Origin of the sequence: Bradyrhizobium genosp. A, from assembly GCF_049949275.1 — a bacterium.
Lineage (GTDB): Bacteria > Pseudomonadota > Alphaproteobacteria > Rhizobiales > Xanthobacteraceae > Bradyrhizobium.
In genome coordinates, this window is sequence record NZ_CP188196.1 from 7,655,395 (window position 1) to 7,677,196 (window position 21,802).

Annotated in this window: 26 protein-coding genes; 7 read left to right on the plus strand and 19 right to left on the minus strand. The window is 63.2% G+C overall.

Annotated elements, in window-relative coordinates; translation table 11 throughout:
* Positions 1–72: 72 nt before the first annotated feature.
* On the plus strand, positions 73–681 hold the full coding sequence (locus ACP2YP_RS35860; protein WP_426421025.1) for a TetR/AcrR family transcriptional regulator: 609 nt from the start codon (positions 73–75) through the stop codon (positions 679–681).
* Here the strand turns inward: ACP2YP_RS35860 and ACP2YP_RS35865 are convergent.
* From ACP2YP_RS35865 to urtA, 15 genes are all read right to left on the minus strand, one after another.
* Positions 678–2,336 (minus strand): CHASE domain-containing protein, encoded by a 1,659-nt coding sequence (locus tag ACP2YP_RS35865; RefSeq protein WP_426421026.1) that lies wholly within the window; start codon positions 2,334–2,336, stop codon positions 678–680. The two genes, ACP2YP_RS35860 and ACP2YP_RS35865, sit on opposite strands and share 4 nt — an antisense overlap.
* Before the next feature lie 300 nt (positions 2,337–2,636).
* Positions 2,637–3,260 (minus strand): urease accessory protein UreG, encoded by a 624-nt coding sequence (ureG, locus tag ACP2YP_RS35870; RefSeq protein ID WP_426421027.1) that lies wholly within the window; start codon positions 3,258–3,260, stop codon positions 2,637–2,639.
* 38 nt (positions 3,261–3,298) lie between these two features.
* Positions 3,299–4,027, minus strand: coding sequence for an urease accessory protein UreF (locus tag ACP2YP_RS35875; RefSeq protein WP_426426391.1), 729 nt, complete (start codon positions 4,025–4,027; stop codon positions 3,299–3,301).
* The gene (locus ACP2YP_RS35880; protein ID WP_426421028.1) at positions 4,008–4,637 is read right to left on the minus strand and encodes an urease accessory protein UreE; all 630 of its coding nucleotides are present in this window, start codon (positions 4,635–4,637) and stop codon (positions 4,008–4,010) included. The genes ACP2YP_RS35875 and ACP2YP_RS35880 overlap by 20 nt, the downstream gene beginning before the upstream one ends.
* Before the next feature lie 6 nt (positions 4,638–4,643).
* The gene (locus tag ACP2YP_RS35885) at positions 4,644–4,943 is read right to left on the minus strand and encodes a putative quinol monooxygenase (RefSeq protein WP_426421029.1); all 300 of its coding nucleotides are present in this window, start codon (positions 4,941–4,943) and stop codon (positions 4,644–4,646) included.
* A gap of 154 nt (positions 4,944–5,097) precedes the next feature.
* On the minus strand, positions 5,098–6,813 hold the full coding sequence (gene ureC / locus ACP2YP_RS35890) for an urease subunit alpha (protein WP_426421030.1): 1,716 nt from the start codon (positions 6,811–6,813) through the stop codon (positions 5,098–5,100).
* Between the two features lie 37 nt (positions 6,814–6,850).
* Entirely contained in the window at positions 6,851–7,390 is a 540-nt protein-coding gene (locus ACP2YP_RS35895) for an HD domain-containing protein (protein ID WP_426421031.1), read from the minus strand.
* A 3-nt stretch (positions 7,391–7,393) separates the two neighbouring features.
* Entirely contained in the window at positions 7,394–7,699 is a 306-nt protein-coding gene (locus ACP2YP_RS35900) for an urease subunit beta (protein ID WP_092227079.1), read from the minus strand.
* Positions 7,700–7,708: 9 nt separating this feature from the next.
* Positions 7,709–8,011: an urease subunit gamma gene (locus tag ACP2YP_RS35905; RefSeq protein WP_007605424.1), complete on the minus strand. Its 303-nt coding sequence runs from the start codon at positions 8,009–8,011 to the stop codon at positions 7,709–7,711.
* A gap of 40 nt (positions 8,012–8,051) precedes the next feature.
* A complete protein-coding gene (locus ACP2YP_RS35910; protein WP_426421032.1) occupies positions 8,052–8,894 on the minus strand; it encodes an urease accessory protein UreD in 843 nt (280 codons plus the stop codon).
* Positions 8,895–8,947: 53 nt separating this feature from the next.
* The gene (gene urtE, locus ACP2YP_RS35915) at positions 8,948–9,643 is read right to left on the minus strand and encodes an urea ABC transporter ATP-binding subunit UrtE (protein WP_426421033.1); all 696 of its coding nucleotides are present in this window, start codon (positions 9,641–9,643) and stop codon (positions 8,948–8,950) included.
* Between the two features lie 3 nt (positions 9,644–9,646).
* Entirely contained in the window at positions 9,647–10,408 is a 762-nt protein-coding gene (gene urtD / locus ACP2YP_RS35920) for an urea ABC transporter ATP-binding protein UrtD (RefSeq protein WP_426421034.1), read from the minus strand.
* Positions 10,409–10,413: 5 nt separating this feature from the next.
* Positions 10,414–11,583, minus strand: a complete 1,170-nt coding sequence (urtC, locus tag ACP2YP_RS35925; protein WP_426421035.1) for an urea ABC transporter permease subunit UrtC — start codon at positions 11,581–11,583, stop codon at positions 10,414–10,416.
* Positions 11,580–13,190 carry an urea ABC transporter permease subunit UrtB gene (urtB, locus tag ACP2YP_RS35930; protein ID WP_426421036.1) on the minus strand — a complete coding sequence of 537 codons (1,611 nt, stop codon included), beginning with the start codon at positions 13,188–13,190 and terminating at the stop codon, positions 11,580–11,582. Before urtB ends, urtC begins: the two co-directional genes overlap by 4 nt.
* Before the next feature lie 81 nt (positions 13,191–13,271).
* Positions 13,272–14,594: an urea ABC transporter substrate-binding protein gene (gene urtA / locus ACP2YP_RS35935; RefSeq protein ID WP_426421037.1), complete on the minus strand. Its 1,323-nt coding sequence runs from the start codon at positions 14,592–14,594 to the stop codon at positions 13,272–13,274.
* 502 nt (positions 14,595–15,096) lie between these two features.
* Between urtA and ACP2YP_RS35940 the strand changes: the two genes are divergently transcribed.
* The 3 genes from ACP2YP_RS35940 (at position 15,097) to ACP2YP_RS35950 (ending at position 17,465) form a co-directional block, all read left to right on the plus strand.
* Complete coding sequence (locus ACP2YP_RS35940; RefSeq protein WP_426421038.1) at positions 15,097–16,671, plus strand: DEAD/DEAH box helicase; 1,575 nt, start codon at positions 15,097–15,099, stop codon at positions 16,669–16,671.
* A gap of 23 nt (positions 16,672–16,694) precedes the next feature.
* A complete protein-coding gene (gene infA / locus ACP2YP_RS35945; RefSeq protein ID WP_008131890.1) occupies positions 16,695–16,982 on the plus strand; it encodes a translation initiation factor IF-1 in 288 nt (95 codons plus the stop codon).
* Between the two features lie 270 nt (positions 16,983–17,252).
* Positions 17,253–17,465 carry a cold-shock protein gene (locus tag ACP2YP_RS35950; RefSeq protein WP_148755276.1) on the plus strand — a complete coding sequence of 71 codons (213 nt, stop codon included), beginning with the start codon at positions 17,253–17,255 and terminating at the stop codon, positions 17,463–17,465.
* A gap of 92 nt (positions 17,466–17,557) precedes the next feature.
* On the opposite strand, the gene ACP2YP_RS35955 is transcribed toward ACP2YP_RS35950, so the two are convergent.
* From ACP2YP_RS35955 to ACP2YP_RS35970, 4 genes are all read right to left on the minus strand, one after another.
* Positions 17,558–18,181 carry a TadE/TadG family type IV pilus assembly protein gene (locus tag ACP2YP_RS35955; protein WP_426421039.1) on the minus strand — a complete coding sequence of 208 codons (624 nt, stop codon included), beginning with the start codon at positions 18,179–18,181 and terminating at the stop codon, positions 17,558–17,560.
* A gap of 23 nt (positions 18,182–18,204) precedes the next feature.
* Positions 18,205–18,786, minus strand: coding sequence for a TadE/TadG family type IV pilus assembly protein (locus ACP2YP_RS35960; RefSeq protein WP_426421040.1), 582 nt, complete (start codon positions 18,784–18,786; stop codon positions 18,205–18,207).
* A gap of 211 nt (positions 18,787–18,997) precedes the next feature.
* Positions 18,998–19,495 carry a pilus assembly protein N-terminal domain-containing protein gene (locus ACP2YP_RS35965; RefSeq protein WP_426421041.1) on the minus strand — a complete coding sequence of 166 codons (498 nt, stop codon included), beginning with the start codon at positions 19,493–19,495 and terminating at the stop codon, positions 18,998–19,000.
* Positions 19,496–19,655: 160 nt separating this feature from the next.
* Positions 19,656–20,483 (minus strand): sterol desaturase family protein, encoded by an 828-nt coding sequence (locus ACP2YP_RS35970; protein ID WP_426426392.1) that lies wholly within the window; start codon positions 20,481–20,483, stop codon positions 19,656–19,658.
* Positions 20,484–20,740: 257 nt separating this feature from the next.
* On the opposite strand from ACP2YP_RS35970, the gene ACP2YP_RS35975 reads away from it, so the two are divergent.
* The 3 genes from ACP2YP_RS35975 (at position 20,741) to ACP2YP_RS35985 (ending at position 21,773) form a co-directional block, all read left to right on the plus strand.
* Positions 20,741–20,905: a Flp family type IVb pilin gene (locus ACP2YP_RS35975; RefSeq protein WP_426421042.1), complete on the plus strand. Its 165-nt coding sequence runs from the start codon at positions 20,741–20,743 to the stop codon at positions 20,903–20,905.
* A gap of 77 nt (positions 20,906–20,982) precedes the next feature.
* The gene (locus ACP2YP_RS35980; RefSeq protein ID WP_426426482.1) at positions 20,983–21,123 is read left to right on the plus strand and encodes a hypothetical protein; all 141 of its coding nucleotides are present in this window, start codon (positions 20,983–20,985) and stop codon (positions 21,121–21,123) included.
* A 125-nt stretch (positions 21,124–21,248) separates the two neighbouring features.
* Complete coding sequence (locus ACP2YP_RS35985) at positions 21,249–21,773, plus strand: A24 family peptidase (RefSeq protein ID WP_426421043.1); 525 nt, start codon at positions 21,249–21,251, stop codon at positions 21,771–21,773.
* The last annotated feature ends 29 nt before the right edge of the window (positions 21,774–21,802 follow it).

Sequence of the window (21,802 nt, forward strand, 5' to 3'; positions counted from 1 at the left end):
GCCGCACCTGCGCTATGCGGGACGGAACGGCCGCAGGAATAGCGGCCTCTGCGCAAGGAGACCGGCTTGGTCATGGCGAAGGGCACGAGCGATGCGGCCGAGGGCGTCCCCCGGCGCGGCCGGCCGCGCTCGATCGAGACCACGAACGCCATCCTCGAAAGCGCCTATGCGCTGATGGCGACGACCGGCCTTGCCACGACCACGATCGATGCCGTCGCGCGCCACTCCAACGTCTCCAAGATGACGATCTACAAATGGTGGCCGTCGCGGGAAGCGTTGCTGATCGACGCCTTTCTCCATCACGCCGCGCAAATGCTGCCGCTACCGCCGGTGAGTGCGGGCACGCCCGCGGCGCGCGCACGCCGGCATGCCGCGGCCTATGCGGAGGCCTTGCAAGGCGAGTTCGGCAAGGTGCAGCTTGCGGTCATCTCCGAATGCATTTCCAAGACCGGCTCGGCGGAGCTGTTCTATGCCCGCTACCTCCAGTTCCGCCGCGACGCGCTGGTGGAGATGATCGCGACCGGCCAGCGTGACGGCAGCATTTTGGCCGAAGCTCCGGCAGAGGATCTCTACGACGCCATCTATGGCAGCCTGTTTTACCGCTACGTCTTCGGCATCGCCCCGATCACGCCGGCCTATGCACGCAACCTGGTCGACCTGGTGTTGCGGCCGAAGAGCTAGCGCACCGGCTTCACCGGCTGCGACAGCTTTTCGGTGCGATCGCGCTCGGTCATGTCCACGACCGTCTCCATCGGCGCCGTGAGCTCGTAGACATAGGAGACGTCGGTGAAGTAGCGCTTGGCGGTGCCACCGAGCGCTTCGGGAGCGACACGGTCGAGCAGGATCAGGCCGAAATCCGAATCCGGGCGGCGCGTCGCCTCGCTGGTGTTGAACTCCTCCCAGCGGAACTGGAAAACCTCTGCCCCCGCTTCGCCCGTCACCGTCCAGTTTGCCGTGATGTGCGGATGCTTGCCGACCAGCGACAGGCCTTCGTCCGAATGCGAGGCAAGCTCGAAGAACAGCAGCGACAGGCTCTGCGCGGCGCGCGCGCTGACTGCGATGTCCGGGCCGGTGACGGCGATGCGATCCGCATGCGGAATGGCGCGCGCTTCGAACAGGCCCTTCAGCTTGACGCCCTGCCACTGGCTCTCGCTGAGCAGCGAGACCACGTTGGACATGGCGTGGATGCGGCCGATCAGCAGCTCGCGCGCGACGTCGATGTCCGAACCGTGGCGCAGCGTGCGCGTCACGATCGACTGGATCACCGCGAGGATATTCTTGACCCGGTGGTTGAGCTCGTCAATCACCGCCGTCAGCCGTCGCTCGAAGCCGATCCGCACCTGGATTTCACGGCTGAGCCGTAAGTTGTTGTAGGCGACGTAACCGAACAGGCCGCACACCATCGCGGTGATGGCGAAGCCGATCGCCGCCACGATGATCGAGGTCTGCTCGGCGCGCCGCGCCGAATTGGTTTTGGCGTAATAGCCGAGATGCCAGTCGCGGCCGCCGAAGCTCACGGTGCGCGTCGCCGACGGCGCCGGCCCGTCCGGCGTCGTCATGCGGGTGGACACGACGCCCTGATCGTTGGCAACGAGCTCGCTGCCTTCCTTGCGCGGATCCCTGAGCGCGACCGAGAACAACGACAGATCGTCGTTGGTCAGCATCAGCGAAGCCAGCTCGTAGGAAAACGTGATGAAGCCGGCCGGTTCGGTCGCGCCCTCGGGAATGACGGGAGCGGCCACGATGACGCCGATCGGCCCGCTCCCGCTCAAGAGCGGCACCGGATCGGAAGCGACGGACCGCTTCTCGACCCTGGCACGCGTCAGCATCGCATTGCGAACCGGATCGTTATCGTAACTGCGGCCCGGCAGCGTCTTGGTCTCGTCGCTGCGCGGCTCGAGGTCCATCAGCACGTCGATCGGCTGGGTCAGGCTCGCCGGATTGATCGGCTTGTCGCTGTAGTCGCGGATCTGCGGCTTTGGGAAGCCGGCGGCCGCGATCGCGGTCTGTGCCGCGGCGAGCTCACTCGGCTGCAGCCGGGCGACCCAGCCGGCCACCACGAAGTCGGTCTTGAAGGCGTAGATCGCCGAGCGCAGCGGCTCGAGCATGTTGGGCTTCAGCACCGACGGCGCGCGGAACAGGCCTGAGGCGACACGCGCTAGCAGCTCGCGCTCGGTCGACCTGTCCTGGACAAGGCTTGCATGAACGTCAATCGCGCGGGCCAGCGCAATCCGGTCCAGCGCCAGCTCCTGGTCGTGGACGCGATAGGCCGCAAGCCCGGAGAGCAAAGCTCCGAGCAGAGCAATGAAGCCGATGATGAAACCCAGCCGGACCACGCGATTACTCAGGCGAAGGCAGGAGGTCGGCAATAAACACGGAGCATATCAACGCCGCTCGAACGGCCATGTGCCGAAACAGGGTGGACCCCAGTGGCGGAGATAATGACGGAGGAGGCATCTGTACGCAACTTCGGTCGCCCAAAAAGCTTAATCCGCCCGGCCGATCGTCCGGCCAACAAAGGCTCTGCTCCGGGCGCCGGAGGTGGACAATCGCCGTGTCCAAAATTTGTTCCGCTGACGAGGCTTTGCCTCACAGGTTAACGGCGGAAAATGCCTGTGCCATGTCGCCGCGGCCCGTCAGCCCGACCGTTTCAACCCACCTTTGGTCTCGATGAAGTCGACGATGCGGTCGAGCCCCTCGCTCTTCTTCAGATTGGTCATGACGAACGGGCGCTCGCCGCGCATGCGCCTGGCATCCGTGTCCATCTTCTCGAGGGAGGCACCGACATGGGGCGCGAGGTCGATCTTGTTGATGACCAGAAGGTCGGAACGGGTGATGCCAGGGCCGCCCTTGGACGGAATCTTGTCGCCGGCGGCAACGTCGATGACATAGATGGTGAGGTCGGCCAGCTCCGGCGAGAAGGTCGCCGCCAGATTGTCGCCGCCGGATTCGATCAGCACGAGATCTAGCCCGGGGAATTTGGCGCGCATGTCCGCAACTGCCGCGAGATTCATCGAGGCGTCCTCGCGGATCGCGGTGTGCGGGCAGCCGCCAGTCTCGACGCCGGCAATGCGGTCAGGCGTCAGCGAGCCCGATCGCACGAGGAATTCAGCATCCCACTTGGTGTAGATGTCGTTGGTGATCGCTGCGATGTCGTAGCGCTCGCGCATGGTCTTGCAGAGCAGATCCATCAGCGCGGTCTTGCCCGATCCAACGGGGCCGCCAACGCCGACACGCAAGGGGCCGTGAGAAGTTGCCATGGAGTTGCTCTCTCTTGATCGGTTGAAGGCCGTACCGCTCACGAGCGAAACAGCCGCGTATATTGCGTCTCGTGCCGCAGGCTGGCGAGATCGGCGCGGAAGGTCGCGCTGCCGAGGTCATCCAGTGTAGCCTTCAGCGCACGATTGGCGGTCGCGGCAACCGCGGCTTCCAGCTTCACCAGCACGCGTTGGCTGTCGGTCTGGCCGAGCGGAATGAGTCGGCTTGCCGCCGAAATCCAATTCGAGACCAGCGCATGCAGGAAGGCGTGCAGCGTCGGCGCCAGCGGCACGCCATGCAGCGCGGCGACGATGCCGACGGCGACGGGATAGACCAGTGGCGTGCGGCATGCCGCGACCATGGCATCGAGGCCCTCGGCATCCCACGCCGCGCGGGAGATGTCGATGAAGGCACGGCCTTGCGAGGTCGTCTCGAGCTGCCGTTCGCGCGACGGCACGAAGGCGGCAGCGAGCTCGGCGATATTGTTCAAGGCGGCGTCTTCACCGGCTTCAGTGGCACGGTAAGCATGGACCAGAAACGTCGCATCGCAAAAGCCGGAGCCGTCGCCGAGCATGGCATCCAGCCAATCGGCCAACGTCACGATGTCGGCGACGTCCCCCGCTTCGACCGCCCACTCGATGCCGCTGGAATAGGAGAAACCGCCGACGGGAAAGGCCGGCGACAACCACGTCATCAGCCGGTACAGCGCCGCCGCCTCGCGCTCGGCGAGATCACCGGCATTGACCGGCTCATTTGTGGTCATGAGCATGCTTGTGGCCGTGGTGATGGTCGGGATGATCGCAATGTTCGTCGTGGTGATGGTGATGATCATGCCCATGGTCATGGTCATGGGCGACATGATCATGATGGTGGTCGTGGCCGTGATGGTCATGGCCGTGATCAAGATGATCCTGATGTCCGTGGTCGTCATGCCCATGCGCATGACCGGCATCGGCATAAGCCCCGCCTTCGGGATCGAACGGCGCCTCGATCTCGACCACCCGCGCGCCAAGCCCCTTCACCATGGCTTCGATGACGTGGTCGCGGCGAATGCGCAAGGCTTTGGCCATGAGCTGCGTCGGCAGATGGCGGTTGCCGAGATGCCAGGCAACGCGGATGAGATGGTGCGGGTCGCGGCCGCGGATCTCGAGCAGCGGCTCGGGTGCCGCGACCACCTCGACCAGCCGGCCGTCCTCCAGCACCAGCGCATCGCCGCCGCGCAGTGCGACGGCGTTCTCCAGGTCGAGTAGGAAATTCAGGCCCCGCGTCCCCGTCATCGCCATACGGCGGCGGTGCCGATCGTCGAAATCGAGCACGACCGTATCCGCCGGCGTTTCCGTGAAGCGGTGCTGTCCCTTAACCTGCGTCGCCCGGATCATGCGCTGTTACCTCGTCTCGACCCTTTCGGGCGTGATGACTTCGATCTTCGGCGGTGCCGTAAAGCACTTCACGGCGACGCGGCCGAACGTCTTCATGTGTTCCTGGCCGCGATGCGGCACCAGTGCTTCGGCATTCTCCCACTGCTCGACGAACACCATCTTGGTCGGATCGGTGACGCTCTCATGCAGGTCGTAGGCGATATTGCCGGGTTCTTTCCGCGTCTCCTTGATGCAGGCGGTGGCGGCTGCAATGAATTCGGCGCGCGTTTCGGGCTTGATGGTCAGGGTGGCAACGACGTAGATCACAAGAAATCCTCCCGGCTTTTCTTCTAAGGGTTAGATACCGGGCGGGACCTTAGACCAGCGCGGATCGAACGCAAAACCGGAAAAGCCGCCCCCGGACATGCAATCGGGACATGCACCCAAGACGTATTCCTGGGACATGCGTTGAGACGCTATTTCAGTACATGAAATAGCGCTGCGCCATCGGCAGCACCTCGGCGGGCGGACAGGTCAGAAGCTCGCCATCGGCGCGCACCTCGTAGGTTTCCGGATCGACCTCGATATTGGGCGTGGCGTCATTGTGGATCATGCTCTTCTTCGAGATCTTGCTGCGGGTATTCTGGACCGCATAGAGCTTCTTTTCGATGCCGAGCCTTCGCGCGAGACCTCCGGTGATGGCTGCCTTCGAGGTGAAGACCACCGACGACGCCGTGCGCGCCTTTCCGAAGGCGCCGAACATTGGCTGGTAATGCACCGGCTGCGGCGTCGGGATCGAAGCGTTGGGATCGCCCATGGGTGCGGCGACGATCATACCCCCCTTGACAATGCAGTCCGGCTTGACGCCGAAGAAGGCCGGCGACCACAGCACGAGATCGGCGAGCTTGCCCTTTTCCACCGAACCGATCAGCTTTGATACGCCGTGCGCGATCGCCGGGTTGATCGTGTACTTGGCGATGTAACGCTTCACGCGGAAATTGTCATTGTCCTTGCCCTTGTCCTGCGGCAGCGACCCGCGCTGCTTCTTCATCTTGTCGGCGGTCTGCCAGGTCCGGATGATGACCTCGCCGAGGCGGCCCATGGCCTGGGAATCCGACGACATCATCGAGAGCGCGCCGAGATCGTGCAGGATGTCCTCGGCGGCGATGGTTTCCTTGCGGATGCGGCTTTCAGCGAACGCCAGATCTTCCGCGATCGAGGGATCGAGGTGATGGCACACCATCAGCATGTCCAGATGCTCGTCGATGGTGTTGCGGGTGAACGGCCGCGTCGGATTGGTCGAGGACGGCAGCACGTTCTTCAAGCCGGCGACCTTGATGATGTCAGGCGCGTGACCGCCGCCCGCGCCTTCGGTGTGGAAGGCGTGGATGGTGCGGCCCTTGAACGCCTTGATCGTATCCTCGACGAAGCCGGATTCGTTCAGCGTGTCGGAATGCAGCATGACCTGAATGTCGTAATCGTCGGCCACCGACAGGCAATTGTCGATTGCGGCCGGCGTGGTGCCCCAGTCCTCATGCAGCTTCAGCGCGCAGGCGCCGGCCTTGATCATCTCGACCAGCGCGGCAGGGCGCGAGGCGTTGCCCTTGCCGGAAATGCCGAGATTAACCGGGAAGGCATCGAACGACTGAATCATTCGTCCCATGTGCCAGGGGCCTGGCGTACAGGTCGTGGCGAAGGTACCGTGCGAGGGGCCCGTGCCGCCGCCCAGCATCGAGGTGACGCCGGACATCAGCGCGTGCTCGATCTGCTGCGGGCAGATGAAATGGATGTGGCTGTCGAAGCCGCCGGCGGTGAGGATTTTTCCTTCACCCGCGATCACGTCGGTGCCGGGGCCGATGATGATGGTGACGCCCGGCTGGATGTCGGGATTGCCGGCCTTGCCGATGCCGGCAATCATGCCGTCCTTGATGGCGACGTCGGCCTTGACGATGCCCCAGTGATCGACGATCAGCGCATTGGTGATGACGGTGTCGGCTGCGCCCTGCTTGTTGGTGACCTGCGACTGCCCCATGCCGTCACGGATCACCTTGCCGCCGCCGAACTTCACCTCTTCGCCGTAGGTCGTGAAATCCTTCTCCACCTCGATGATGAGATCAGTGTCGGCCAGCCGCACCTTGTCGCCGGTGGTCGGACCGAACATGTCGGCATAGACGGAACGCTTCATCTTGACGGACATCACAAGCCCCGTTTGCGTTTGAATTTCTTGAGGGTGTTCATAGCGAGGCTCTCGCTCGTTCCACCACGTCGTCGAACATTTCGTCGAGATAGGCATTACCGCCGCGGCAGCCCGCGACGACCTGTACCGCCCAATCGGTGTACTCGATCAGATCGGCACGCTGCTCAGCGGTCGGGTTGGAACGAATACGAGCCCCGATATTGCTGATCTTGTCGGCAATTTTGATTAGCTTGGCATCGGCCGACTTCTTCGGCGCATCGACGACCTGTCTCCTCCGCCGCTCGACCTTTGGCAAGCTCATGTCATCTGTGCATTCGGTGACGAGGGCAGCCACACGATCAGAGAATCTTACTGAGAGCTCTTCGGTAGTCGTCTCAGTATCCTCGAGCGTATCGTGCAGCCAGCCGGCTGCAACGAGCTCGGCATCCCCACCGTTCGTTGCGATAGCAAGGAAGTTCGCGACTTCGGCAAGATGATTTGCGTAGGGCTCGTTGTCTCGCCCCTTACGCATCATGCTCTTATGCCGGCGAACGGCCACCTCGGCAGCTTCGGAAATGAACCGGACGGGCGGCAACATGCGTCACAGCTTCCCCATCACGTCGCCACGAAAACCGTAGATGGTCTTCTTGCCGGCGAGCGCGACGAGCTGGACGTCGCGGGTCTGGCCGGGTTCGAAGCGGACGGCGGTGCCGGCGGCGATGTCGAGGCGCATGCCGCGGGATTTTTTGCGGTCGAATTTCAGCGCGGGATTGGTCTCGAAGAAGTGGTAGTGCGAGCCGACCTGGATCGGGCGGTCACCGGTGTTGGCCACCGTCAGCGTCACGGTCTTGCGGCCGGCATTGAGCTCGATCTCGCCGTCCTGGATGAAGAGTTCGCCGGGGATCATGATGCGCTCCTATCGGATCGGTTCGTGCACGGTGACGAGCTTGGTGCCATCAGGGAATGTCGCCTCCACCTGGATGTCGTGAATCATCTCGGGAATGCCTGGCATCACCTGGTCGCGGGTCAGCACCTGCGCGCCGGATTGCATCAGTTCGGCGACGGTGCGGCCGTCGCGCGCACCCTCGAGGATGAAGTCGGAGATGATCGCGATCGCCTCGGGATGATTGAGCTTGACGCCGCGGTCGAGCCTGCGGCGCGCCACGATCGCCGCCATCGAGATCAGAAGCTTGTCCTTTTCGCGGGGAGACAGGTTCATACGACATCTCTTCCGTTCAACACCTCAATTCGGCCAGCCATCAATTCAGCCAGAGCCGCGGCAAGGCCGCACCGGTGCGCGCCAGCACGACCATCATGTCGGCGCGCAAACGCGCAGCATCTTGGGCACAGAACCGCGCCATTGCAAAGCCATTCCAGGCGGAGATTCCGACCTCGCCGGCGAAAGATTCCGATGCCTCGCGGATGCGTTCGACCAGTGCCTCGTCGCCGGGCACGATCAGGGCCGTGCCGATCGCAACACCCGCCTTGGCGACCGCCGATCGCGCGAGCTTGGCGCCGATGTTGCCGTCGAGCCTGATAGTCTCGGCAAAGACCAGCCTGCCGCCACGGCGCAACCGCCAGCGGTCGACGAACTCGCCCTGCTCCATGCGCTCGCCCATGGCGGTGCGGCCGAATACGACAATTTCACAAAGCAGGAGCGAGGCTGCATCATCGAGTTCGATGTCGAAGCGGCGATGAACCCGGGCGCGATCGAACAGGATCGTCTCCTGGGGCAACCAGCCGAGATGCGCGCCAGCGGCGACCCTCAGGGAAATGTTGAGCTGCGCAGCCGCGCCCGGCGCGCGATAAACCTTTTCGGCAGCCGCCGTTGTCAGCGTCAAACGCGCAGCGTCGGCGGCCGAGATCTCGATGTCGAAGCGATCGCCGCCAGCGACACCGCCGGCCGTGTTGACGAACACGCCTGACAGGCCATCGTCCTCCGGCGAGGGAAAGCGCACGCGGAGCGAGCCGGATTCATGCAAAGCACCACGCCGCGTCACACCGTCGCGGGCGTGCACGTCGAAGCGCACCGCGCCGCGGGCACGATTGGCTTCGAACACCGAAGATGTCGCCAAAGATGTTGGCAAGGCGTCGCTGCGCATCCGTCTCCCCCAGCCGGCCGCGGCAGGATTTTTCTAGCCTACAATTTTCCGGCTTACAGCGCCATCTGGCGGCTGATCTCGCTGGCATCGAGATTGGAGCGGTCGCACGTGAACTTCACCGCGCCGCGATCCATCACCGCGAAACTGTCGCCGAGCTCGCAGGCAAAGTCGAGATATTGTTCGACCAGCACGATGGCGATGTTGCCGAGGTTGCGCAAGTAAGAGATGGCCCGGCCGATGTCCTTGATGATCGAGGGCTGGATGCCCTCGGTGGGTTCGTCGAGCAGCAGCAATTTCGGCCGCATCACCAGCGCACGCCCGATCGCGAGCTGCTGTTGCTGGCCGCCGGAGAGATCGCCGCCGCGCCGGCCGAGCATGGATTGCAGCACCGGGAACAGCGAGAACACGTCGTCCGGAATATGCTTGTCCTCGCGCCTGAGCGGGCCGAAGCCGGTCTTGAGGTTCTCCTCGACCGTCAGAAGCGGAAAGATCTCGCGGCCCTGCGGCACGAAGCCGATGCCCTTGCGTGCCCGCTCATAGGGCTTCAGGCCCGTGATGTCGCTGCCGTCGAACACGATCGCGCCCGAGGAGATCGGATATTGCCCGACCATGGCGCGCAACAGCGAGGTCTTGCCGACGCCGTTACGCCCGAGCACGCACGTCACCTTGCCCGGCTCGGCCGCGATCGACACGCCGCGCAGCGCCTGCGCCGCGCCGTAGAACAGGTTGATGTCCTTGACCTCAAGCATGGCTCAGCGTCCCAGATAGACTTCGATGACCCGCTCGTTGGACGAGACCTGGTCGATGGTTCCCTCCGCGAGCACCGTGCCTTCGTGCAGGCAGGTGACCTTGACCCCGAGCTCGCGCACGAAGGTCATGTCGTGCTCGACCACCATCACGGTGTGGGTCTTGTTGATCGCTTTCAGCAACTCGGCCGTGAGATGCGTCTCGACGTCGGTCATGCCCGCAACGGGCTCGTCGACGAGCAGCAGCTTCGGGTCTTGCGCCAACAGCATGCCGATCTCGAGCCATTGCTTCTGGCCGTGGCTGAGGCTGCCGGCGAGGCGGTTGCGGGCGTCGGTGAGGCGAATCGTCTCCAGCACCTTGTCGATGCGCTCCGACTCCGCCCTGCTGCCGCGCCAGAACAGCGTGCCCTTGACGCTGTGATCGACATTGAGCGCGAGCAGAAGGTTGTCCTGCACGGTCTGGCTTTCGAACACCGTCGGCTTCTGGAATTTGCGGCCGATGCCGAGCTCGGCGATGCGGGTCTCATCCAGCCGCGTCAAGTCGGTGACGCCGTCGAACAGCACCGTGCCTTCGTCCGGCCTGGTCTTGCCGGTGATGATGTCCATCATCGTGGTCTTGCCGGCGCCGTTCGGACCGATGATGGCGCGCATTTCGCCGGGCGCGAGCGTCAGCGACAGATTGTTGATGGCGTGGAAGCCGTCGAACGAGACGTGCACGCCGTCGAGATAGAGCATCGCGGAGGTCGCGCGGGTATCCATGACGTTCATGACCGCTACTCCGCCATATCAGGTTCGGTGACGCCGTCTTCGGCCGCCGCGCTCGCGTGGGCCTGCGCAGGAAGCCTCTCTTTCGACGATTCCCGCCAGGCATTGAAGGTACCGACGATGCCTTTGGGCAGCAGCAGCGTCACCAGGATGAACATCGCGCCCAGCATGAACAGCCAGTAAGGTGCGAGCGCGCCGGAGGTGAAGAACGTCTTGGCGTAATTGACGACGACGGCGCCGAGCGCCGCGCCGATCAACGTGCCGCGGCCGCCGACCGCGACCCAGATCACCGCCTCGATCGAATTGCCCGGCGCGAATTCGCTCGGGTTAATGATGCCGACCTGCGGCACATAGAGCGCGCCGGCCACGCCCGCCATGCAGGCCGACAGCGTGAACACGAACAGCTTGTAGGATTCGACGCGGTAGCCAAGGAAGCGGCTGCGCGATTCCGCATCGCGGATCGCGATCAGCACCTTGCCAAGCTTGGACGACACCACGGAGCGGCAAATCAGGAAGCTGAGGATCAGCGCCAGACAACTCAGCGCGAACAGCGCCGCGCGCGTGCCCTCGGCCTGGACGTTGAAGCCCAGAATGTCCTTGAAGTCGGTCAGGCCGTTGTTGCCGCCGAAGCCGAAATCGTTGCGGAAGAAGGCGAGCAGCAGGGCGTAGGTCATCGCCTGCGTGATGATCGAGAGATATACGCCAGTGACGCGGGAGCGGAACGCAAGCCAGCCGAAGCAGAAGGCGAGCAGGCCCGGCACGAACAACACCATCAGGCCTGCGAACCAGAACATGTCGAAGCCGTGCCAGTACCACGGCAGTTTCGAGTAGTTCAGGAACACCATGAAGTCCGGCAGGAGCGGATTGCCGTAGACGCCGCGGGTGCCGATCTGCCGCATCAAATACATGCCCATGGCGTAGCCGCCGAGCGCGAAGAAGGCGCCGTGGCCGAGCGAGAGGATGCCGCAATAGCCCCAGATCAGGTCGATCGACAGCGCGAGAATGGCGTAACAGACATATTTGCCCCAGAGCGCGACCAGATAGGTCGGCACCTGCAGGAACGAGCCCGCCGGCAGCAGCAGATTGGAGAGCGGGATGAGGATGCCGCAGGCGGCGACGATCGCGAGGAAGATCACCGCGCCGCGGTCCAGCGATCGCGTCAGCATGTGAGGGGTCATGCTTCCACCGCACGGCCCTTGAGCGCGAACAGGCCGCGCGGCCGCTTCTGAATGAACAGGATGATCAGAACCAGAATCGCGATCTTGCCGAGCACGGCGCCGGCGACCGGCTCCAGGAACTTGTTGGCGATGCCGAGCGTGAAGGCGCCGACCAGCGTGCCCCAGAGATTGCCGACGCCGCCGAACACCACGACCATAAAACTGTCGATAATATAACTCTGGCCAAGATTGGGGCTGACATTGTCGATCTGCGACAGTGCCACGCCGGCGATGCCGGCAATGCCGGAGCCGAGGCCGAAGGTCAGTGCGTCGACGCGAGAGGTGGCAATGCCCATCGAGGCCGCCATGCGACGGTTCTGCGTCACCGCGCGCATCTCGAGCCCAAGCGCGGTGTAGCGCAGCATTGCGAGCAGGATCATGAACACTGCAAGCGTGAAGACGAGGATCCAGAGCCGGTTGTAGGTGATGGTGATCTGGCCGAGCTCGAACGCGCCGCTCATCCAGGAGGGGTTGCCGACCTCGCGGTTGGTCGGGCCGAACATGGTGCGCACCGCCTGCTGCAGCACCAGCGACAGGCCCCAGGTCGCAAGCAGCGTCTCCAGCGGCCGGCCGTAGAGGAATCGGATGATGCTGCGCTCGATCAGCACGCCGATGGCGCCGGCGACGAGGAAGGCGAGCGGCACGGCGATCAGCAGCGAATAGTCGAACAGAGCGGGATAGCGGGTGCGGATCACCTCCTGCACCACGAAGGTGGTGTAGGCGCCGATCATCACCATCTCGCCATGAGCCATGTTGATCACGCCCATCACGCCGAAGGTGATGGCGAGCCCGATCGCGGCGAGCAGCAGCACCGAGCCGAGCGACAGGCCGTACCAGGCATTCTGCACCGTGGACCAGACTGCTAGCGAACTCTGGATCGAGCTGATGCCGCTCGCCGCCGCCTTCGTGACGGAGGCCGGCTGGTCGGTGCCGATATCGGACAACAGCGCCAGCGCTTCCTGATCGCCGCGCGCCTTGATGGTGGCGACGGCCTCGAGCTTCTGCACTTCGGTTGCGTCGGACTTGAATAGCAGGATGGCCGCACGTGCTTCACCGAGCGCGGTTTTGGCCGATCGGTTGGTTTCCTTGGCGAGCGCGCTTTCGACAGGCTCGAGCGCCGTCTCCTCATGCGACTTGAAGACGGATTGCGCAGCCTGGAGTCGCGCAGTGAGATCAGGCGACTGCAGCGTCAGGCTGCCGAGCGCAGCGTCGACGCTGCGGCGCAGGCGGTTGTTGAGGCGGACGGCGCTCGCACTGTCCGGCACGCTGGCCACGGGCTCGCCGGTCGCGGCGTCGATGGACTTGCCGTCGGTGCCGGTGACGTAAACTTTTTTGCTGTCCGGATCAGCCATCAGGCGGCCGTCCTGGAGCGCGCTGATGATGGGGAAAGCGAGCTTGTTGCCGCTGCTGGCGACCACGCCGATCGCTTCGTCCGTGTCGGAATAGTCGTCGTTGGCAAATTTGGCGACCGCATCCTCGAACGGACCGGCAAAGGCCGGCGGCGCGAACGCGATCAGGAACAGCGAGAGGACAAAGGTACAAAGACGAGCGGATAGATTGGTTGGCACTGTAGATCACCCCGGCAGAAGTGGGGAGAAGACGGCGGAATAGCCGTCTTCTCCCATTGTGCAGTCGATGTCAGATCCGGATCAGGAGCCGGAGCCGAGGCACTTGTTGGTCTTGGTGTTGAAGTTGCCGCACTTCTTGCCGACCCAGTCGCCAATCAGGTCCTTGGAGCCGTCGAGCTCCTTCGACCAGGCGTCGCCCGCGACAAGACCCGGGGTCTTCCAGACCACGTCGAACTGGCCGTTGCCCTTGATCTCGCCGATGAACACCGGCTTGGTGATGTGGTGGTTCGGCAGCATCTTCGACACGCCACCGGTCAGGTTTGGCGCCTCGATGCCGGGAAGCGCGTCGATCACCTTGTCCGGATCGGTCGACTTCACCTTCTCGACGGCCTTGATCCACATGTTGAAGCCGATCACGTGCGCTTCCATGGGATCGTTGGTCGTACGCTTCGGGTTCTTGGTGTAGGCCTGCCAGTCCTTGATGAACTTCTCGTTCGCCGGGGTCTTGATCGACTCGAAGTAGTTCCAGGCGGCGAGATGGCCGACCAGCGGCTTGGTGTCGATGCCGGCGAGCTCCTCCTCACCCACCGAGAACGCGACCACCGGGATGTCCTTCGCCTTGATGCCCTGGTTGCCGAGCTCCTTGTAGAAGGGGACGTTGGCGTCGCCGTTGATGGTCGAGACCACCGCGGTCTTCTTGCCGGCCGAGCCGAACTTCTTGATGTCGGCCACGATCGTCTGCCAGTCGGAGTGACCGAACGGCGTGTAGTTGATCATGATGTCTTCCTGGGCGACACCCTTGGACTTCAGGTAGGCTTCCAGGATCTTGTTGGTGGTGCGCGGATAGACGTAGTCGGTGCCCGCGAGCACCCAGCGCTTCACCTTCTCGTCCTTCATCAGATAGTCGACGGCCGGGATCGCCTGCTGGTTCGGCGCCGCACCGGTGTAGAACACGTTACGCTCGGACTCTTCGCCCTCGTACTGCACGGGGTAGAACAGGATGTTGTTGAGCTCCTTGAACACCGGCAGCACCGACTTGCGCGACACCGAGGTCCAGCAGCCGAACACGACCGCGACCTTGTCCTTGGTGATCAGCTCGCGCGCCTTTTCGGCAAACAGCGGCCAGTTCGAGGCGGGGTCGACGACGACGGCCTCGAGCTTCTTGCCGAGCACGCCGCCCTTCTTGTTCTGTTCGTCGATCAGGAAAAGGATGGTGTCCTTCAGCGTGGTTTCGCTGATGGCCATGGTGCCGGAGAGGGAGTGCAGGACGCCGACCTTGATGGTGTCGTCCGCGGCCTTGGCACCGGAAATGGACGCCAGACCGAGCATCAGTCCGGTGGTCGCGGCGAGAACGCCGCGGCGGCTAAATGACGCCGCTATATCGTGAATGGATTTGGTAGGCATGGATGTATCATCTCCCTGACGCAGACGTGAAAAACGCTGCGAAACGGCCCCACGGCCGCCTGCGATTAACGGAATCGCAAGAACCATGCCATGGGTTGGGCACCTGCCAAGTGATTGGTCAGTCTAGACAATTCCGTCACAATCAAACTTTCGTCGCGGTCCAATCGCTCAAAATTTGGGCGAATAAAATGGTTGCATATACGGCAGACAGTTCATTTTTTGGGCAAAAAATAATCGCTGGCTAAAATTCCGGCATAATTATTTTTGCACCGCAATCGACGCCAAGTGAACGCCTGCCTTGAAAGCGCCGCGTCAATGTTCCATATGACGGTGAGATCGCTTGCGAATCGAGCGGTCGTTGCGAGCCGCGTGTTCTTAAGCCCTCTACGGGCCTCTGGCTTGCCCCATATCTCCCAAGCCATCGACACCCCAAACACGCAGGTGTCTTCTCGACACCCCTTTGCGCGTGCCCAGCCGATTGCGCCGGGCGCCCGCCTTTGACATGAAAAGAGCCCCTCTTTTGACTTCCTTTCAGGATTTCGGCCTCGCCGAACCCATCTCGCGTGCGCTCGCCGAAGAGAATTACGTCACGCCCACCCCCATCCAGGCCCAGACGATTCCCACGGCGCTGACCGGCCGCGACGTCGTCGGCATCGCCCAGACCGGCACCGGCAAGACCGCGTCCTTCGCGCTGCCGATCCTGCATCGCCTGCTCGAGCACCGCATCAAGCCGCAGCCCAAGACCTGCCGTGTGCTGGTGCTGTCGCCGACTCGCGAGCTTTCGGGGCAGATCCTCGACAGCTTCAACGCCTATGGGCGCCATATCCGCCTGTCCTCGACGCTCGCCATCGGCGGCGTGCCGATGGGCCGCCAGGTCCGCGCCCTGATGCAGGGCGTTGACGTGCTGGTTGCCACCCCCGGCCGCCTGCTCGACCTCGTGCAGAGCAACGGGCTGAAGCTTGGCAGCGTCGAATTCCTCGTGCTCGACGAGGCCGACCGTATGCTCGACATGGGCTTCATCAACGACATCCGCAAAATCGTCGCCAAGCTGCCGATCAAGCGGCAGACGTTGTTCTTCTCGGCCACCATGCCGAGGGACATCGCCGAGCTTGCCGACGCCATGCTGCGTGACCCCGCCCGCGTCGCGGTGACTCCGGTCTCCTCGACCGCCGAGCGCATCAACCAGCGCATCATCCAGGTCGATTTTTCGGCCAAGCCCGCCTTCCTGACCAAGCTCCTGAAGGACGAGCCGATCAACCGCGCGCTGGTGTTTACGCGCACCAAGCACGGCGCCGACAAGGTCGTGAAGACGCTGGAGAGGGCCGGCATCGCCGCCAGCGCCATTCACGGCAACAAGTCGCAGAACCATCGTGAGCGCACGCTCGCCCAGTTCCGCTCCGGTGACATCCGCACCCTGGTCGCCACCGACATCGCCGCTCGCGGCATCGACGTCGACGGCATCAGCCACGTCATCAATTTCGATCTGCCCAACGTGCCAGAGACCTATGTGCACCGCATCGGCCGCACCGCGCGCGCCGGCGCCGACGGCACCGCGATCTCGCTGGTCGCAGGGGGCGAGGAGCTCAGCTATCTCCGCGACATCGAGCGGCTGATCAAGGTCGCGCTGCCGCGCGAGGATCTGCGCACCGATGCCGGCCGCCGCGATGCGGGCGCTCCCCCGCAGCAGCAACGGCAGGGCCGCCCGGGCGGACGCCCGGGCCAGCGTCCGCACGGCGCACGGCACGGTGACGGACGGCGTAACGATGAAAGGCATGCTGACGGACGCCACCACAGCGCCGGCAAGCAGAGCGACGGACGGTCCGGTGAGGGCCGGCATGGCGAGGCGCGGCATGCTGACGGACGGCGTGTCGAGGGGAGGCCAGGTAATGGCCCGAAGGCCTCGAAGGGATCTCGCAATCCTCGCTCCGGTGGAAAGGTGCATTCTTCGCAAACCGACCGCCCGGAACAGCGTTCAGCGCATAGCGCGGGGGCGCCTGATGGGATACAAGGCGTGGCCTTTTTGCGCCGTGAGAGTCGGCCGAACGGCCACCCGAACCGCAAACCCCATTCGCACTAGCCGTCCACGACCTGGAGAAATTCATGGCTAAGGAAGAGCTGATCCAGTTCGAAGGACTGGTCACCGAAATCCTCCCCGACGCGCGCTACCGCGTGCAGCTCGACGCCGGGCACGAGATCGTCGCCTACACCGCCGGCAAGATGAAGAAGAACCGCATCAAGACGCTGGCGGGAGACCGCGTGACGGTGGAAATGTCGCCCTACGACCTCGAAAAGGGCCGGCTGATTTTCCGCCACAAGGACGAACGTCCCAGCGGAGTGGGCGGACCTCCTCGTCCCGGACAGCGCGGCGGCCAGTTCCGCCGCCGCTAAGCGGGGCCATCCACGCGCGAGCGCGGAAGTAAAATGCCGACCTGCATGCTGATCCGCCGTGGACATCACGGCGGATCAAAAAATCGTGCGCGTCAGGATTGTTTTGCCGCCTTATTTCCAATAAAATCAGCCAATCGATTTTCGGCCGGACGACATTAGCATCCACCGGTACAGCCGGTTCAGACACGCTGACGACCCTTCCAGAAACTCGATCTAACCTGCCTGCGAAAGTGGGCTTCGACACTGTATATCTGAGAAGGGACTACCCCCATGAGCATGGGAACCGTAAAGTGGTTTAACGCGACCAAGGGCTTCGGCTTCATTCAGCCGGATGAAGGTGGACAGGACGTGTTCGTTCACATCAGCGCCGTCGAGCGTGCAGGCCTCGGCTCGCTGCGCGAAGGCCAGAAGATCTCCTACGAGATCGTCGCCGATCGCCGCTCCGGCAAGTCGGCTGCCGACAACCTCCGCGACGCAGGCTGATCTCCAGCGCGAGCGCACCGAACAACGAAAAAGGCCGTGCGTGAAGCACGGCCTTTTTTATGCGGTATCGACGAGCCCGCTCGCCATTGAGCTCAGCACGATGTCGGAACGCCGCCATAGTAGACGCAAGTGACTTGTCGCGGCCGCGTATAGGAGACATCGCTCAGCGTGACGCCCGACTTCAGGACGTATTTGATGGGAGCTGTGTAGATGTAGCTCACCTGGCTGAAGATGAGATAGGTCGACGGAAGCAAGAGCGTCGACGGTATCATCGACGTGACCGTGGTGTTGGCCGCCAGAGACGAAGACGAAGGCGTATCTATCAGCGACACCGAACCGCTCGTGACGACGGCGGACTTGCTCCATTGAATCGTCGCCTTGCTGTTGGCGTCGATATAGATCTGCACGATGGTGCCGGTCAGGGGATTGGGATCGTAAGGACGGACGATCTTGGTGCCTGCAATGAACGAGTTCAGGAGGTTGGTGTCGGTCACCGTCCCCGCGGACTGCGACGTCAAATCGGACAGGGTCCGCGCAATCAACGTCACCTTACGATCGATCGCCACCGCGGACGAGAGCTCGACGGTGCCGAAGAACATGATCAGCATCAGCGGCACCATCATTGCGAATTCCGTCGCAGCGAGCGCGCTCGTGTCCGCAACGAACGCGCTTGCAGATGTCCGGCTGTCTCGCAAGATCTTCACAATCGACTGCATCGCTCTGCTCTGATCTGATGGGTTTAGTAGGGCTCGTTCTGGAATGCGACTGTCGCAACCAGAAGACGCTTGCTGTTGCTGGGGCAGGCAATGTTGTAGCCGAGACCGGTCACGAACAGTGGCCACGGATAGTAGAGCGTCACCAAGACGGTTGCGGCGGAGCTCCCGGGATTGTACCCCATGTTGGAGGTGTCGAGATTGCAGGACGCGTCATAGCTGCCGGAGGCAGCCGTCGACGCAAAGTTTGAAGAATTCTGGACGTCGACGATGAGAGTGTTGCAGTCGAACAGCGCCGGGATCTGGCTACAGACGTAAGCCTTGAATGTCGCCTGCGTGCACGGCGTACTCACCGAATTCACCGCGCAGCTCGCCACCGAGCCGGACTGCGCCTGTCCGGTCAGGAGCACGCGCGCCGAATTCTGCGCGACGGTCTCGAGCACCTGGCTCGCGAAGAACATCAGCGCCGTCTCGATGATCGCGAACAACAGGGCGAAGAACATCGGCGCGACCAGTGCGAACTCGACAGCCGCGGATCCGCGGCGATTGCCGCGAAACCGGCACAGCGCAGTCCGGAGCGTGAACCTCGATGGTGCAGGCGATGGCATCGCGTGAAATTCCCCGGCGGCAGCGATCTCTGCTCTGATCAGTAGCGGAAACTGATTGTTTAAGTGTTTCAGGCAGTCCGCACTGGCCGGAACCGCACCGTTAAGCTCGGTTTAACCATATCGGCCGCGGCGCAGGGGACAGCCCCTGCCACACGCGACAGCGCCGCGCGGGACCGGATGATCCCGCCCGTTGGTTTCTCGGTTGCTCTTGCTAGTTGGTCTTGGCAGCCGCGGCGCCGCTGCCGCTGGCATTGCCGCTCAGCGTTCCGGCCTGACCCATCGTGGTGTTGAAGTAGTTGTCGCTGTCGCCAAGCGTTACGCGGCGCTGGCAGATCGGCAGGCAGCTATAGGACTCCCGCTCGATCCCGCGAAAGACGGTGACGAGCCGGTCGCTCGGGCCTTCGACCTGGATCTGCCGATCGACCAGGATCTCGCCGCCGCGGTCGAGCGCGATGAAGTTGGTGGCGCCGTAACCCTTGCCGGTCACGACGATCATCCCGCCGGGCTGCAGCGTCACGTCGGCGATCAGGGGATTCCCGACCACGATCGTTGCCACCTTGCCGGGCAGCCGCACGAGCTTGGCCTGGTCGACATTGACCGCGATGGTATCGGCGGTGGACTCGGCAAGGCCAATGGCCGGCGAAGCCAGCATCGCAGCCGCAGCCAGGAGACAGATGCGCGCATGGCGGCGCAGGAACTCTTTACGCATACTCTTACCCCCGGGACGTCACAAACCGGCAGAATCGATCAGGAAGCGGAGCCGGCGCCCGACCCGGTTAACCTGCCTGTAATTCGTGAACGTTCCGCAAATTCGGCAGGTATTGTTTGAACGGACTGGCGTTTTTGTCGCCCCGGGGCTGGACGCAATCCTATTGGCGGAACGGATAGGCAAGCTGGCCGCCGATCTCCTTCGGCATTGTCGCTTCGTCCTTGCCGTAATCCTGCGGCAGCTCGCCGTTCGGCATGCGGAAGGTCCCGAACAGCAGGTCCCAGATCGGGAAGGTGCCGGCAAAATTGGTGTCGCCGCCCTCCTGGAGCGGGGTGTGATGCCAGCGGTGGAACACCGGCGTCGCCAGCACATATCTGAATGGCCCGAAGGTCCAGTTCAAATTGGCATGCACGAAGGCCGAATGGAAGGTCGTGAACGGGCCGACCCAGATCATCACGTTCGGCGAAATGCCGGCCATCAGCAACACGACGTCGACGCCGATGGTGCCGAGCATCAGATTGACCGGATGGAAGCGGGCCGCCGAGATCCAGCTGATCTCCTCGGAGGAGTGATGGATCGCATGATATTTCCAGAACCCGCCGCCGTGAAACAACCGGTGCAGCCAGTACAGCATGAAGTCGGCCAGGACCAGGAACAGCACGCCCTGCAGCCAGAGCGGCAGTTGCGACAGCGGGCCGTGGCCATTGTCGTAGAAGGCGATCAGCTCGTCGGCGTCGTGGATGTTGAAGACGATGCCCGCGGTAATGATCAGGAGTCCGATCCGCATCGTGCGGGCGAACACCGGCACGAAGAACCAGTAGCAGATGTCGGTCACGATCTCGCGCTTGCGCCACCACGACGGACCGGCATTGCAGGCCCAGAAATGCTCGAGCACCGTGAAGACCACCGCGAGCATGAGAGTGACGGGGATCACCTTCTCGATGGTGTCGCCAAGCATCAGGGCGACTTGCATGGGTAGGCTCGACATCATCGCTTCTGTTCCAGTCTGCTGATCCCTCTTACACCTACTCCGCGAAATTTAAGGGAGGATGAAGTTGACGGCGCATTCGGAACTGGAATGAATTGAGACGGCCGCCTTAAGGCGAAATTCACTCTGGTCAAAAGCATCGCGTGAAGCGCGGGTTTGGCCGATCGAATTAACTCTACCGAAAGAGCTCGGCTCACATGTTCGCCGTGTCAAGACAGCGCCGATCGAGGCGACCTCACCCAGATGGAGTTTAGTTCATGAAGAACCTGATTGCGCGTTTCGCGAAGGATGAATCCGGCGCCACCGCCATCGAATACGGTCTGATCGCCGCCGGCATCGCGCTGGCCATCATCACCGTCGTCAATCAACTCGGCACCACGCTGAACGCCAAGTTCGGCTCGATCAGCTCCTCGCTGAAGTAAGCCGACCGGCAGACGACGGCAAAAGCCCCGGACCTCCGGGGCCTTTGTTTTTTTGGACAGCGCGGGTTCCAGTGGCGTTGCGTAAGCACAGAGCCGATGCCGCGGTTGCGGCGAACGAGGCGGACACGGCGCGAGGCGACGCGTCGGCCTATTGGGTCTGCCTTGCGCTGCTGCTTGCCATGGTCACGCTCGCGATGCGCATCGCCAGCATGTGGTGAGCCTTCTGGCGCCGGATGACCGGCCCCGAGGCAGCTGCGATCGTTGTCGGTTTGTTTAGCACTGCCCCCTAGCATGCGCCGACGCCCCGATCCGGGCGACAGACCCAGGCCTCAAGACGCAGCCCATGATCCTCGACCTCGCGCGCCTTCTGCTCTTCCCGGCCCTGATGGCGTTCGCAGCCGCCAGCGATCTCTTCACCATGACGATCTCGAACCGCGTTTCGCTGGCACTGGTTGCAGGTTTCTTCGCGCTCGCCTTTGCCGGTGGCATGGCACCTTACGAGATGCTGAGCCATGTCGGCGCCGGCGCGCTGCTCCTCGTCGTGGCTTTCACTTGCTTTGCGATGGGCTGGATGGGCGGCGGCGACGCCAAGGTCGCAGCTTCCGTGGCGCTCTGGTTCGGCTTCGCCCCATTGATGGACTTCCTGCTCTACGCGTCGCTGTTCGGCGGCGCGCTGACCCTGCTCCTGCTCCAGTTCCGGCAATGGCCGTTGCCTTACGGGCTTGCCGGCGAGGCCTGGCTGGCACGGCTCCACGACAAGCAGACCGGCATTCCCTACGGCATCGCGCTCGCACTTGGCGCACTGATGATCTACCCCGAGACCGAATGGGTGAAGGCGATTGACCTCGCTCACCTCGCGCTGCGCTGAACGCCCCGGATCAACCCGGCGTTAAGGCG

What these genes read in the sequence shown, in the direction of transcription:
- ACP2YP_RS35940 (WP_426421038.1), top strand. Translation starts at nt 15,097, where the DNA reads ATGAAAAGAGCCCCTCTTTTGACTTCCTTTCAGGATTTCGGCCTCGCC.
- ACP2YP_RS35905 (WP_007605424.1), bottom strand. Translation starts at nt 8,011, where the DNA reads ATGAACCTGTCTCCCCGCGAAAAGGACAAGCTTCTGATCTCGATGGCG.
- ACP2YP_RS35860 (WP_426421025.1), top strand. Translation starts at nt 73, where the DNA reads ATGGCGAAGGGCACGAGCGATGCGGCCGAGGGCGTCCCCCGGCGCGGC.
- ACP2YP_RS35895 (WP_426421031.1), bottom strand. Translation starts at nt 7,390, where the DNA reads ATGTTGCCGCCCGTCCGGTTCATTTCCGAAGCTGCCGAGGTGGCCGTT.
- ACP2YP_RS35970 (WP_426426392.1), bottom strand. Translation starts at nt 20,483, where the DNA reads ATGTCGAGCCTACCCATGCAAGTCGCCCTGATGCTTGGCGACACCATC.
- ACP2YP_RS35975 (WP_426421042.1), top strand. Translation starts at nt 20,741, where the DNA reads ATGAAGAACCTGATTGCGCGTTTCGCGAAGGATGAATCCGGCGCCACC.
- urtE (WP_426421033.1), bottom strand. Translation starts at nt 9,643, where the DNA reads ATGCTTGAGGTCAAGGACATCAACCTGTTCTACGGCGCGGCGCAGGCG.
- ACP2YP_RS35875 (WP_426426391.1), bottom strand. Translation starts at nt 4,027, where the DNA reads ATGCTCATGACCACAAATGAGCCGGTCAATGCCGGTGATCTCGCCGAG.
- urtC (WP_426421035.1), bottom strand. Translation starts at nt 11,583, where the DNA reads ATGACCCCTCACATGCTGACGCGATCGCTGGACCGCGGCGCGGTGATC.
- ureG (WP_426421027.1), bottom strand. Translation starts at nt 3,260, where the DNA reads ATGGCAACTTCTCACGGCCCCTTGCGTGTCGGCGTTGGCGGCCCCGTT.
- ACP2YP_RS35880 (WP_426421028.1), bottom strand. Translation starts at nt 4,637, where the DNA reads ATGATCCGGGCGACGCAGGTTAAGGGACAGCACCGCTTCACGGAAACG.
- ACP2YP_RS35985 (WP_426421043.1), top strand. Translation starts at nt 21,249, where the DNA reads ATGATCCTCGACCTCGCGCGCCTTCTGCTCTTCCCGGCCCTGATGGCG.
- ACP2YP_RS35950 (WP_148755276.1), top strand. Translation starts at nt 17,253, where the DNA reads ATGAGCATGGGAACCGTAAAGTGGTTTAACGCGACCAAGGGCTTCGGC.
- ACP2YP_RS35910 (WP_426421032.1), bottom strand. Translation starts at nt 8,894, where the DNA reads ATGCGCAGCGACGCCTTGCCAACATCTTTGGCGACATCTTCGGTGTTC.
- infA (WP_008131890.1), top strand. Translation starts at nt 16,695, where the DNA reads ATGGCTAAGGAAGAGCTGATCCAGTTCGAAGGACTGGTCACCGAAATC.
- urtA (WP_426421037.1), bottom strand. Translation starts at nt 14,594, where the DNA reads ATGCCTACCAAATCCATTCACGATATAGCGGCGTCATTTAGCCGCCGC.
- ureC (WP_426421030.1), bottom strand. Translation starts at nt 6,813, where the DNA reads ATGTCCGTCAAGATGAAGCGTTCCGTCTATGCCGACATGTTCGGTCCG.
- ACP2YP_RS35965 (WP_426421041.1), bottom strand. Translation starts at nt 19,495, where the DNA reads ATGCGTAAAGAGTTCCTGCGCCGCCATGCGCGCATCTGTCTCCTGGCT.
- ACP2YP_RS35960 (WP_426421040.1), bottom strand. Translation starts at nt 18,786, where the DNA reads ATGCCATCGCCTGCACCATCGAGGTTCACGCTCCGGACTGCGCTGTGC.
- ACP2YP_RS35955 (WP_426421039.1), bottom strand. Translation starts at nt 18,181, where the DNA reads ATGCAGTCGATTGTGAAGATCTTGCGAGACAGCCGGACATCTGCAAGC.
- urtD (WP_426421034.1), bottom strand. Translation starts at nt 10,408, where the DNA reads ATGAACGTCATGGATACCCGCGCGACCTCCGCGATGCTCTATCTCGAC.
- ACP2YP_RS35900 (WP_092227079.1), bottom strand. Translation starts at nt 7,699, where the DNA reads ATGATCCCCGGCGAACTCTTCATCCAGGACGGCGAGATCGAGCTCAAT.